We start from the raw sequence: 12,544 nt of genomic DNA, 5'->3' as shown, positions 1-12,544 counted from the left end.
CATGTTTATAGCAGAGTACGCCAAGGGGCCGATCTCTCACGTGTGGACCTGTTGATTCCGGTCACTGCGCCATTGGGAGAATGTCAGCGTGTTCAGACCCACGTCGGCCGAGTCTATTCTGGTCCAGCAATAGAACGCGTCGTCCCAACCCGGGATGGATTGCGGCGTGACCGTTTTGAAGTTCGTACCGGGACGAAAGGCCAGGTGCGGCCAGAAAACGGGCATCGACTCGCGCACCGCCATCCGCCTCAACAGATCCGCCGGCCCGCTCTCATCCGCCACAATTTCCGCCTGGGCGATCCAGTCGTTCTCAGCCCAGGCAAGGAAAACGCTCGGGTTGCCCGCCCGGTCGAACATCAGGATGGCATTCTGCTCGGGACGCCAGTAATACTCGACGATGTTTTCGGCGGCGACCACCGCGTCGATGACATTCCTCGTTCGTGGATCGCAATAGGTCATGCCGTTTTCACCCAGACCCAACCAGCCTGCCTCCGAACAATGCCGGTTTCTGGCATCTTTCAGAAAATGAACCAGTCGGTTAGCCGAATCCGCATCCGTCTTTCTCAGATACAGATCGACGATGCCGGCATTGAAGGCTTTTACCGCGACGGTCTCATCGGCAACGCCGGTCAGGAGCACCTTCGCACACCGCAGATTGGATATGGACGAAAGGAATTCGACGCCGCTCAATCCGGGCATGTCGTAATCGACCACCACCGCGGCCACCTCAGAAAATCGGGCATTGCGGGCCAGGACGTCGCGCTCGGCCGAGGTTTCGACGAACCGTTCGAGGCCGACCTCGCTCAGACCGGCCGACGCCGGCGCAAACACCAGCGAATTCTCGCGGGCATGTTTGCGGATGAAAGCGAGTGCGGTTTGAGGCCGCGTGAAAAACAGATTGGTTGAAATATCCGGAAAGAATCGGCGCAATGCATCGAGGTAGCTGTCGCTGTCGTCCACGAAAACGACGGATGCCGGATAGGAAACAGGGGGGCGAATAAAATTGTTCATGTTTATACGTGGAATATGCGGCGCGTTTCGCACCGGCTTATACGCCGGCTTCTCTCACGCTGGCTCCCGGGCCGATTCCCGCTGAAGCATATAGTACCGGGGTCTTTGCATGAACAGTGCAAACTTGCGCGGCCTTCCCATCAGAGTATGCGAATGGAATAATTTAGTCTTAATCGGGTCGAGCTGATTATTCTGCCGCAACCTGGCCGTTCTCCTGCTCCTTGAGCCGCTTGCGGTGAGCCGCGACCTTCGCGCGGTTGCCGCAGATTGCCATGCTGCACCACCGGCGCGCGTGGCCACGCGTGTGATCCGCGAACAGCAACGTGCATTTGGGGCCTTCGCACGCTTTCACGTACGTGAAGTCCTCTTCACACACCAGCTTTGCCAACGCCTCGGCGATCGGCATCAGTAGCGACTCCGCCGACTGCCAGCGCCGCTTCGCCCGGAGTTCAAAGCTCGCTACGCCGCCCGACGTGTTCGAAACGATTTCGCCATGTTGCTGGTCGCGCTCGAGCAATTGATTCAAGGGTTCGAGCTCGCGTAAATCTTTGGCGACGAGCGGCCGCCCTTTCCTCTTTCGCACGAATCCCCTGAACCACTCGCGCAATTCACGCGCACGTGCCGCAACGTCGTTGAGTTCGGCCGGCGTCGAGCGGATCCGTATTTCCTCGAGCGCCGCGCGCGGCACGAACCCGGTCTGCTCCAGCCAGGCCAGCAGATCTTCTCCGTCGCTGATCCAGTCGACAGCCTCATCCACCGGCGTCGCGATCGAGTTCAGGAAATCCAGACCAGGCGCATCGGCCACCAGGATCGCGGGCATCTGAAGGTAGTCCATTTCTCGTGACGAATATGAAGTGACGATGGATGCATCGTAACCGCTAAAAATGCACTTGACAAGTTACACGCATCGTTTGTAACCTGTAAATGCACATTTTAGAGGTTACATAACGCTCGACATCGACACGATGTCCGTGCATCACAAGCAGCACCCCATTCCCTCAAAGGAGCGAGAAATGTCTATTGGCAATGTGAGCGCGGTGCTTGTGCACGGCGCGTGGGCAGATGGCTCAAGCTGGAGCAAGGTCGTCGAACGCCTGAAGGCACGCGGCATCAACGCTGTTGCGGCGCCGTTGCCGCTGACCTCGTTGCATGACGACGTGGCCGCCCTCAACAGAACGCTGGAACGCATTGACGGTCCTGTCGTTCTTGCCGGGCATGCGTACGCCGGTGCAGTAATCGGATCGACGCGCGCCGACACCGTCAAGGCGCTGGTTTATGTCGCCGCGCTTGCGCCTGCCGAAGGCGAAACGGTGGGCGATGTGTTCTACCGCGGCGAAGCGCACCCGCTGGCACCCAGACTGTCACCGGATCAGCATGGCCTGATCTGGCTACCCGAAGAGGCATTCGCAGCGGCGTTCGCGCAGAACGCCACGGCGCAGGAGTTGACGGTGCTCGGTGCAGTTCAACGTCCCATTTCGGTGTCGTGCATTGGCGAGCCGGTCGGGCGCACACTCTGGACGGATCGGCCGAGCTGGTTCCTGACCGCGGAGCAGGACCGCATGATCAGTCCCGACACACAACATTTCATGGCACAGCGCATGAACGCGCGCGTGCATTCACACCAGGTCGATCACACGCCTATCGTCACCGCCCCTGATGTCGTCACCGACGTGATCGTCGAAGCGGTTGAGACCGTCTCGGCTCGTTAGGGATGACTCAAACCTGTCATGCCGACAGGCGCTGTTCTCGCCTGCCATTTCGAACGTACCTCTACCCAACCGGGAGTCAACCCATGTCCGCCATTTCCTATCGTTTCGCTGATGTCAACAACGTCAAGGTGTTCTACCGCGAAGCGGGTCGTCCGACCGCGCCGAAGCTGCTACTTCTCCATGGTTTCCCAAGTTCGAGCCACATGTTTCGAGATCTGATCCCGTTACTGGCCGAGCACTTCCATATCGTCGCGCCCGACCTGCCTGGTTTCGGCCAGTCGGACATGCCAAGCCGCGATGCCTTCGCGTACACGTTCGACAACATCGCCGCCGTGATCGAACGCTTCACCGAGCAGATCGGTTTCGACCGCTTTGCCATGTACGTGTTCGACTACGGCGCGCCGACGGGTTTTCGGCTTGCACTCCGGCACCCCGAGCGGATCGCCGCGATCATCTCGCAGAATGGCAACGCATACGAAGAAGGCCTGAGCGAGGGCTGGAATCCGATTCGGGCTTACTGGCAGGATCCGTCGCAGGCCAATCGCGAGGCGCTTCGTGCCATGTTGACGCACGAGACGACCGTGTGGCAGTACACGCATGGCGTGCAAGACACGGCGTCAGTCTCCCCAGACGGCTACTCACTCGACGACTTCTATCTGAGCCGCCCGGGCGCGGACGAGATCCAGCTCGATCTGTTTGGCGACTACCGGAACAATGTCGCGTTGTATCCCGCATTTCAGCAGTATTTCCGCAGTCACCAGCCCCCTTTGCTCGCCGTGTGGGGGGCGAACGATCCGTTTTTTCTGCCACCCGGCGCCGAGGCGTTCAAGCGTGACATCCCGAATGCCGAGGTGCGCTTTTTCGACACCGGCCATTTCGCGCTGGAAACGCATGCGGCGGAGATCGCCGCGGCTATTTCCGGATTTCTGATTCGCTAACAGGCGAGCGCAGCGTGGGGGTTGTCCATTGAGTCGCTGGTTTAGCAACTCATCGAGTCCAGTCCAGTTCAGCAATGAAGGAGAAAGGAAATGTCGAACAAGGTAGCAATCGTTACAGGCGCGAGCCAGGGTATCGGCCGTTCAACCGCCATCAGGTTGGCGCGCGACTTTGCGTCGGTCGTGGTGGTTGCCCGCAATCGTGAGAACCTCACTCAGACCGCTGACGAAGTCAGAAAGGCCGGTGCAAAAGCGCTTCCAATCGACCTCGACCTGTCAGATCCAGAAGCCGCACAGAAGGTGGTCGATCAGACGCTGTCGGCATTCGGCCAGATCGACGCTTTACTCAACATCGCGGGCGCGGTGCCGCAGACCGATGTCTTCGAGATGAGCGACGATCAATGGGACCGCGGCTTCGCGCTGAAGCTGCACGGCGCGCGGCGATTGACGATTGCGGCATGGCCGTCGTTGAAGAAAACCTCGGGATCGGTGGTGCTGATGTCAGGTAACTCGGCGCTGTTTCCCAAAGCACCCTACGCCGCCGTGGGCACGATCAACGCAGCGATTGTGGCGCTGGCAAAAGCCTTTTCGGACCGTGGGATTGCAGACGGCGTGCAGGTCAACAGCGTGCTGCCCGGCCCGGTGATGACCGGCCGGCGGCAATCCTATCTGGAACATTGGGCGCCGCTCCACAACATGACGGTCGAAGAAGCGACGGCGCGCTTTCCTGTCGAAGCGGGCATCGCGCGCTACGGCACACCCGAAGAAATTGCCGAGCTGATGGCGTTCATCGTGTCGCCCGCGGCGCACTGGATGACGGGCTCGACGTTGAGGATGGACGGCGGCGAGGTCAAGTCGATCTGAACGGCCATCGTCATCAAGCTGACTGTTCGCAGCGAGGCCCGAAGCGGACGCGCGCCGGGCTTCGCGAGTCCGCTCGATGGAAGGCTTAGGCCTCGGGTTGGTGGCAGACCACTTCGATGTTGTGCCCATCCGGACCGATCACGAAAGCTGCATAGTAGTTCGCGTGGTAGTGCGGGCGCAGACCCGGCGCACCATTGTCTTTGGCACCCGTCTCCAGAGCCGCGCGATAGAAAGCTTCGACTTGCTGGCGATTGTCTGCCGTGAACGCCAGGTGAAGATGCGCCGGCTTCTCGTCGGTCTGGTACAGGCACAGTGAAGCCTTACCTGGCGGGCTAAGCTCGACGCCGTACGTCGGCGGCCCCTCCCCGACAACCGCTACGCCGATCGGTTCGAGTGCCTTGACGAAGAACGCTTTGCTCGCTGCATAGTCGCTGACTCCGAATTTGACGTGGTCGAACATGAACTCTCCTGAAGTGTGTGGGCCTGCGCGAGGCCTGACGTGATTTAGAGATTTCCGCGATGTTGCCACACACAGTCACAAGAAGGGAGAGCGCGAAGGAGTAATCTTCGGTACTGGAAATGGAACACGCGCAATACGGTCAGCCAGCGATATAACGTGAGGAGCCGGGCCAATGGGAAGCACCAGCGCAGTTGCAGCGGCGGCAGTCGCCTTTGTGGGTAGTCACTTTGTCTTGTCCCATCCGCTGCGCAGGCCGCTGGTCAGCGCGATTGGCGAAAAGGGGTTTCTGGGCGTCTATTCGCTGGTTGCCTTCGCGACGCTCGGCTGGTTGATCGCCGCCTACCTGAAGGCGCCTTTGACGGCACCACTCTGGCCGGCAGGAGACGGGGTCTGGGCGATTGCGACGGTAGTGATGCTGATCGCATCCATCCTCCTGATGGGCTCCCTGATCCGCAACCCGGCGCTGCCCACCGGCGGCCGGCCCACTGCGTTCCCGCAAGCGGCGCTCGGCGTGTACGCAGTGACGCGCCATCCGATGTTGTGGTCGTTCGTACTGTGGGGGCTGTGTCACATCGCTGTGTTCCCGGTGGCCAAGAGCAACATCGTTGCAGCGGCTATCGTCGTTCTCGCGCTCGTCGGCGCCGCCTTGCAGGACCGGAAGAAAGAGCAGCTCCAGCCCGAGCTCTGGCCTGAATGGGAGTCGAAGACGAGCTACCTGCCGTTCGCGGCGATCGCGGCCGGCCGTGCGCGGCTCGGTGGGTTCGGCTTGCATGCGTTGTTGGGCGGTTTCGTTGTGTGGCTCGTCGCGACCTGGGCTCACATGCCGCTCACCGGATGGGCCGCGGGCATCTGGCGCTGGCTGTAAACGCAGTCACCCATCTTGACACCCACCTTTCATTCGATGAGCCCGGCACGGCACCCGGGACACGTTTCATTCCCCGCTGATATTTACATTCCCCGCTGATACTTTCATTTCTACGGTCACCGGCGCCGCAGAGAAGTCATCGACTCGCCCACGCTCGCAGCACACTGCCATGCAATCCGCAATCGCGTTGTTGCGAGGGTTATTTTCGAAAAGACAACATCGGCAACAAGCCGTCATACTCTGTCTCTTTATTGCGGTGGACGGTTTCGACCACGCAATCGGACGAACTGGCCAGACACCAGACCGATTTGCATCGCCGTCCGCCCCGTCTTTTCGACGGTAATTTCCGCGTTGCGCAACGCGGATCAAGTGGAGCGTATTTTGTAATGAGTTACACCCCTGACGTTCCGTTCGCTCACGACAAGGCTGATTCCGGCGCCTTTGTGGGCGGCGCGCCAGCGTTTCGTCAACTGGTCCGCATGATCGATCGCGTTGCCCCCACCGATCATCCTTTGCTCATTTTTGGACCAACTGGTTCGGGCAAAGAACTGGTCGCTCGTCGTGTGCACGCGCACAGCCTGCGCCAGGATCAACCTTTCGTCGACGTCAACTGCGGCGCGATTCCAGAGAATCTCGTCGAAGCCGAATTGTTCGGCCACGTCAAAGGCGCCTTCACCGGCGCGGGCGAAAACCGCCAGGGACTTTTCCAGCAGGTCGGCAAGGGCACGCTGCTGCTCGATGAAATCGGCGAACTGCCGCTCGCGCTGCAACCCAAACTGCTGCGCGTACTTGAAACGCGAACTTTCCGTCCGATTGGTTCGTCCACCAGTCTGCACTTCGCAGGACGCGTGGTTGCCTCGACTCACCGCGACCTGCGCGAACTCGCACGCGAAGGGCTCTTCCGCGAGGACCTCTTCTACCGGCTCGCGGTCTTCGTGCTTGCCGTGCCCGGACTCGAACAGCGCGTCGAGGATATCCCCGCGCTTGTCACCCACTTCGCGTCGCAGCACACGCGCCGTCTGGAGTTTTCACCGGCCGCCGTTCGCCGGCTTGCCCAGCACGCATGGCCGGGCCACATCCGGCAGTTGCGCAATCTGATCAGTCAGTTGAGCGTGCTCGCCGAAAACACGAGCATCGACGTCGACTCGCTCGAGCCGTTTCTCGCCAACGAAACCGGCGGACCGGTGTCGCGCGCCAGCCTCGCCGACATGCTTCTGCAACTCGAAGGACGCGACAAACTCGCCGCCGCCGAAGACCTTTTGATCGACCGCGCGCTCGAGCGGACCGGGCGCAACAAGAGTGCGGCAGCCACCCTGTTGGGCGTTGGCCGCAAGACAATCGAGCGGCGTCTGAAGTCGCGCGAGGAACATCACCGTGAAGCGCGCAAGTGTCTCGAACATGCGAGCGCGCTGATCGAGGAATCGAAGTTCGCCGAAGCCATTCCGCCGTTGCGGCGCTGCCTCGACCTGCTGCAAACGCCGCACGAACAGGAGGCCGCGCGCCGTCTTCAGTTCGACGCCTACCGCTTGCTCGGCATGAGCCTGCGCAGCGTGCACGGCTGGCTGTACGCGGAGGCCACCGCCTGTTACGCCGCCGCGCTGGCCGTCGGCGAAGGCGTCTGTACCCCCGCCGAAATCGCAGCGATCCAGTTCGGCGTCTGGACCACGCAGCTGACGACGCTTCAACTCAAGCAGGCTCGTGCAACCGCGCAGAACATGCTGGAGCGCGCGCAGAACGGCGGTGATCGGGTGTCACTCGACGAAGCTCACGTCGCGATGACGAACACCCTCTTCTGGCTCGGCGACAGCGAAGAAGCCCTCGCCTGTCTCGCGCGCGGCAACCTGCTTGGCGTGGCGCGCGACGACACCCGCACCGGCTCGCAAGGGATCGATCTCGCCAGTCTCGCGTTGACTTTCGAAGGACTCGCGGCCTACCAGATCGGCGCCTTCGTGCAAGCGCGCCGCGCCATGGAAATGTTGATCCTGCGCGCCTCGGAGCCAGGCGCGCACGCGTTCGCTCATGCCGTCAACCTGCAGGGCGCCTCCTGGCTCGCCTGCCTGTTCGAAGACATGGACCGGCTGGGGCACCTCGCGAGCGAACTCGAGTCGGTTTCGATCGCGAACGGCTTCGCGTTCTACCGGGGCGTCGGACAGGTCCTTCGCGCCTGCCACCTCAGTGCGCTCGGCCATTCCGACGAAGCGGAAACTGTCATGCTCGACGGCTACGATAACCACGTCGTTTGCAACGGCGGTGCGCTGTTCTATTCCTTCATGGCATGGCAGCACGGCGAGCTGCTGCTGCGCGCCGGCCGCGCGAAAACGTGCGAGACGATGCTCGCCGCCGCGATCGACGAGACCCTCGCGCGTCAGGAACGCGTCTACCTGGGCGAATTGCTGGTTACCCGGGCACGCGCGCAGTGGGCACTCGGCGAGGTGAACGCGGCGGAACTGGGTCTGCGTACCGCGTTGTCCACCGCGCTTGCGTTTGGTTCGGTGCCGGCGCGCGTGGACGCCGCGCGTTATCTCGCGGATTTGTTGCGCGCCACCGGACGCATCGCCGAAGCAATCGACATTCTCGAGCGCGGTTTGCGTTCGCTGACGACTGATTCGACCACGCGTGTCACCAGCGCCATGAGTTTGCTCGCCGAACTCCAGCGCGAAGTTTCTATCGACGTCTATACGAAAGGAATAACAAATGGCCTATGAGTTACGCAAGGAAGACCTGGAACCGCTGCTGCTAGGGGCCGCGTTCTTTGGCAGCGGTGGCGGCGGCACAATCGAATCCGCGCGGCATCTGGCTGCGCATTTTGTCCCCGGCGATTACTACTCGACGGACACGATCAAGGTTGTGTCCGTCGAAGAAGCCACCGAAGGCGCGGCGGTCATGGTCGCCTATCTCGGTGCGCCCGAAGCGATCAATTCAGCCATCTACCCGCTCGGGCCGGTGACGGCTGTGCAGAATGTCCAGGCCCGGCTCGCATCGCAGTCCACCAGGCTCGCCTATGTGATGCCGCCGGAAAGCGGCGCGCTGGGCTTCACGGTGGCGGCGCTCGTGGCGGCAAAGCTCGGCCTCGCGGTCATCGACGCTGACGGAGCCGGCCGCGCCGTTCCCTCGCTGCCGATGCTCACTTTCGCGGCCGCCGAAATCGATCCGCGCCCGGCGTTCCTCGTGAGCCAGGGCGGCCTGAGCGTCGAGCTCGACGTGACGCCGCGCGACAGCAACCACGGTGGTCCGACTCAACAACGCGACGTGTCGGCGATCGTCGAGCAGATGATGCGTCCGGTCGTCGCCGATCCCGAGTTCGGCCAGTTCGGCGGCCTCGCGATGTGGGTCATGACGCCGGCCGATATCGGCCGCGCGACACCCATTCGTGGCACATTGAAACGCGCGCTGGACCTCGGGCGCGCGGTGCAGGCCGGGCAGATCGGCAGCGCCCAGCAGATGATCGGCTATCTCAATGAGCGTTGCGGGCTCGCCGCGCGCGCTATCTCGGAGCCGGGCGAACTGGTCTCGGCCGAAGTCGATACAAGTGGCGGCTTCGACGTCGGCAAGATTCGGATTCAGGCCGGTCAACATACCTACACCGTGATGTACCAGAACGAGTCGCTGCTCGCGTGGGACAGCGCGTCTCCGCAGCCGATCGTGCTGTCGCCGGATAGCGTCGCCTATTTCGTCGGCGGCGAAGGCCAGTCGATCTATAGCAATGGCGACCTTGTACAGGATGACGGTTCGCTGAATCCGGCGATCGGCAAGCGCCCCGTCACGCTGATTGCCTGGCGTGCCGAAGCCGAACTGCGCAAACCTGGTCTGATTCTCGACAGCTTCATGCAGTTGCTGAACTCGCTCGGCTATCTCGGGCCGTATGTGCCGCTGGAATCGCTTCCCCCCACGACCAGGGGAAACCTATCTTGAACACGCCTTTGAATCCCACTCTGCGCATCTGTGTGCTCGTGCCCGTCGCCACGTCGCAATACAACGAGCGCATCCTGAAGGCGATCGCACCGGTCGTGCCGCCGGACGTCCAGGTCGAGATCCGCAACATCACGCAGGGGCACCCCGATATCGAGAACCGCACGAACTGGCTGCAGAACGGCATGCCGGTGGTCGAGCTTGCGCAAGCAATCGCAAACGACGGATTCGACGGCATCTGGCTGACCGACTTCGACATGTGCGGCGTTGAAGCCGCGCGCGAGGTGATCGATATTCCGATCATCGGCGGCTTTCCCGCTACGGCCTTCACGGCGCTCGCGCTCAGCCAGCGCTTCTCGATCGTCACGATCCTGCAAAGCACGCTCGCGATGCAGCGCGGTCATCCGCAGACCTATGGCATCCAGGACTCGTTCGCGTCGATCCGTGCGATCAATTGCCCCGTCGCGCAACTCGACGACGTCGATGTGGTGGTCATTCGCACCTTCGAAGCGGCGCTGAAGGCGATCAAGAAGGACGGCGCGCAGTCCATTCTGCTCGGGTGTACAGGTTTCGTGGACGTCGCGAGCCGCGTCTCCCAGTTGCTCACCAAGGAACTGGGCGCCTATGTGCCGGTGATCGATCCGAATCAGGCCGGGTTCAGCTTCCTCGTGTCACTGGTGCGTATGCAGGTGCGCCCTAGCCGATTGACCTATAGCAAGGTCAGCCTCCAGTCGTAGCCAGCCTCCAGTCGTAACCAGCACTGCCTTCCCTGCCTGTCTATCCATCCGGCGCGGCGCGCGATTGCCGCGCCGGATGTTCTCGCCTCAATCAGCCTCTCCCCCACACCTTCCTGCTTCATCGCCAGGTTCGCCGTCATACGGACGAATTAGTCCTTCAATGCGCCACGATTTGCCGATTGGACGAAATCGTCCACTTCCTGGCGTACGTCTGGACGAGACTGTCCAATGCCGCGACTGAAAAGTTTCGACATTCCCGCTGCCATGCGGCTTCGCAGCATGGCACAGTGATTGCTTATATACGGTTGATAGCCGCCACCGACCGATAAAAACGACCACCAAGGCTGCAGTAGTACCCAGAACGTGCAATAAACCTGCCAGACAAGCCGGGGAGCCTGAGGGACCAAAAAAGATCGCGCGCTGCAATGTGTTCGACGCACCGACGTCTGGCGATATCCCGTTCGTGGATCGCCGACGCCGCTGATCGAGGGATCGCCGTGAATCGTCACGATCCTGCGATTAGTGATCCGAACCATGTTTGACGCGCGATCAACGCCAGCGATATCAAGTCGCTGGCGGCAGTTTGAGAGAGGGCTGTGCTGTTGTTGTAGCTGTAACTGTTGTGTGTCGGCACGCGGCAACCGAATACTTCCGTAGAGAAGATCGTTGCAATGCGTAAAACCGACATGGTGGAATCCGCCTGGCCATGCATCAGGCGGGCCGCTCCGAGGTTCGGCCGTCGTTGCCTCCCTTTGCGGGGACCAGCAACGGCGGCCCGCCCTTTTAATTTGTCCGCGTCAATCGCGGCACATCGACCGATCCTGCGTGAAGCACGCTGCGGCACTCACGCACCCGGCCACCCCCACAGGTTTTTCCGGATAGCCAGGTAAGCGGTCTTTTTGCGTTGCGTTGCATTGCATTACCGCGCAGTCCACCGCGCGGACGAGAATCTGCTTTAGAAGCCCTGAGCGGCGTCAGATAGTTAGCGGCGTCGCGAACGGACCAGACTGGCCATCCACGGGGAAATCGAACAATGCACCACCATCTTTTCGAAAGCGAACTCGTTCATCTTGAACGCGTAGTGGCATGCGCGCCGCAAAAGCCTTTTCCGCCAACCTACTGGCGCGATCGCGTCGAACATCTGAAAAATTCCCCGCAGGCGCCGATGTACCGCCATCGTATTGCACGCCTTTCCCGCCTTGTTGGCGAACTGCACGGATAGGTCAACCCAGCGTCCTGATCGAATTGCTGATGCCACGCGCGCAATCGATCACCGCGGGTGCGAGGCGCTGCTCGGCATCGGCTAGCGTCCAGCGGCTGGTCGGCGCGACCACGTGCACCGACGCCACGGGTCTTCTTTCACCATCCAGCACGGGCGCCGCAATCGTCATGTCGCCGATGAACAGTTCCTCACGGTTCGACGTATAGCCCCTGCGGCGCGCCGCCCCGAGCAACGCTTCGATCTCGCCGATGTCCGTCACCGTGTACTGCGTATGCGCAACACGGTCGTTCGCCTCGAGCAGCGTGCGCACTTCATCGTCCGGCAGCGCGCTCAGATAAGCACGGCCTGATGCCGTGCAGTACATCGGAATGCGGCTGCCTATCGGCATGTGAATCGGCACGAACTTCATGCAGACAAAACGCGCGACGTACAGCATCTCGGCGCCGTCCGGCTCGGTCAGGCTGGTCGTCTCGCCGGTCACGTTCGTGAGCTCGGAGAGGAACGGGTTGGCCACGTCGATGAGCGTATCCGCCGCGAGGTAGTTAAAGCCAATCTGCACAACACGCGGAGTAAGCTGATAGCGCTTCGTGCGCGGATGTTTGCGCACGTAGCCGAGCTTCTCCAGCGTGTAGATCATCCGTTGCGCCGAACTCTTCGTGATCGAAGTCGCCTCGGCCACTTCCGGCAGGCTCATGGTTCGGCGTTGCGCGCTGAATGCGCGCAGCACCGCGATGCCTTTTTCCAGCGATTGATTGAAGAGCGCGTCCGGCACTTCGCCTAGCGCTTCGCTCTCGCTTGCCTGCTCCACCCCTTTGCCGCTCATGGAAATACC

Annotated in this window: 11 protein-coding genes; 7 read left to right on the top strand and 4 right to left on the bottom strand. The window is 61.5% G+C overall.

Translation table 11 applies throughout. The features are described from left to right. Positions 1-36: 36 nt before the first annotated feature. On the bottom strand, positions 37-1,011 hold the full coding sequence (locus KHO33_RS33945) for a response regulator (RefSeq protein ID WP_200567117.1): 975 nt from the start codon (positions 1,009-1,011) through the stop codon (positions 37-39). Positions 1,012-1,198: 187 nt separating this feature from the next. After that, positions 1,199-1,846, bottom strand: a complete 648-nt coding sequence (locus KHO33_RS33940; RefSeq protein ID WP_200567073.1) for a CGNR zinc finger domain-containing protein — start codon at positions 1,844-1,846, stop codon at positions 1,199-1,201. Positions 1,847-2,024: 178 nt separating this feature from the next. Between KHO33_RS33940 and KHO33_RS33935 the strand changes: the two genes are divergently transcribed. The 3 genes from KHO33_RS33935 (at position 2,025) to KHO33_RS33925 (ending at position 4,519) form a co-directional block, all read left to right on the top strand. Then, a complete protein-coding gene (locus KHO33_RS33935) occupies positions 2,025-2,720 on the top strand; it encodes an alpha/beta fold hydrolase (protein WP_200567074.1) in 696 nt (231 codons plus the stop codon). A gap of 83 nt (positions 2,721-2,803) precedes the next feature. Further along, positions 2,804-3,658, top strand: a complete 855-nt coding sequence (locus tag KHO33_RS33930; RefSeq protein ID WP_054041460.1) for an alpha/beta fold hydrolase — start codon at positions 2,804-2,806, stop codon at positions 3,656-3,658. A gap of 90 nt (positions 3,659-3,748) precedes the next feature. Next, positions 3,749-4,519, top strand: a complete 771-nt coding sequence (locus KHO33_RS33925) for an SDR family oxidoreductase (RefSeq protein WP_200567075.1) — start codon at positions 3,749-3,751, stop codon at positions 4,517-4,519. Positions 4,520-4,604: 85 nt separating this feature from the next. Here the strand turns inward: KHO33_RS33925 and KHO33_RS33920 are convergent, their stop codons facing one another. Next, a complete protein-coding gene (locus KHO33_RS33920) occupies positions 4,605-4,979 on the bottom strand; it encodes a VOC family protein (RefSeq protein ID WP_054041462.1) in 375 nt (124 codons plus the stop codon). Positions 4,980-5,151: 172 nt separating this feature from the next. Between KHO33_RS33920 and KHO33_RS33915 the strand changes: the two genes are divergently transcribed. The 4 genes from KHO33_RS33915 to KHO33_RS33900 all read left to right on the top strand — a co-directional run bounded on the left by KHO33_RS33915 (position 5,152) and on the right by KHO33_RS33900 (position 10,490). Beyond that, positions 5,152-5,844, top strand: coding sequence for an NnrU family protein (locus KHO33_RS33915; RefSeq protein ID WP_054041464.1), 693 nt, complete (start codon positions 5,152-5,154; stop codon positions 5,842-5,844). Positions 5,845-6,230: 386 nt separating this feature from the next. Further along, positions 6,231-8,549: a sigma-54 interaction domain-containing protein gene (locus tag KHO33_RS33910; protein ID WP_200567076.1), complete on the top strand. Its 2,319-nt coding sequence runs from the start codon at positions 6,231-6,233 to the stop codon at positions 8,547-8,549. Continuing rightward, entirely contained in the window at positions 8,539-9,756 is a 1,218-nt protein-coding gene (locus KHO33_RS33905; RefSeq protein ID WP_200567077.1) for a DUF917 domain-containing protein, read from the top strand. Before KHO33_RS33910 ends, KHO33_RS33905 begins: the two co-directional genes overlap by 11 nt. Before the next feature lie 8 nt (positions 9,757-9,764). Further along, on the top strand, positions 9,765-10,490 hold the full coding sequence (locus tag KHO33_RS33900) for an aspartate/glutamate racemase family protein (RefSeq protein WP_093642981.1): 726 nt from the start codon (positions 9,765-9,767) through the stop codon (positions 10,488-10,490). A gap of 1,223 nt (positions 10,491-11,713) precedes the next feature. Here KHO33_RS33900 and KHO33_RS33895 read toward each other — a convergent pair. Then, positions 11,714-12,535, bottom strand: coding sequence for an IclR family transcriptional regulator (locus tag KHO33_RS33895; RefSeq protein ID WP_200567078.1), 822 nt, complete (start codon positions 12,533-12,535; stop codon positions 11,714-11,716). Positions 12,536-12,544 lie beyond the last annotated feature (9 nt).

It is taken from the genome of Paraburkholderia nemoris (genome assembly GCF_905221015.1).
GTDB lineage: Bacteria > Pseudomonadota > Gammaproteobacteria > Burkholderiales > Burkholderiaceae > Paraburkholderia > Paraburkholderia nemoris.
Note: the sequence above shows the minus strand (reverse complement) of the source record. Positions and strands in the feature narration are given on the sequence as shown.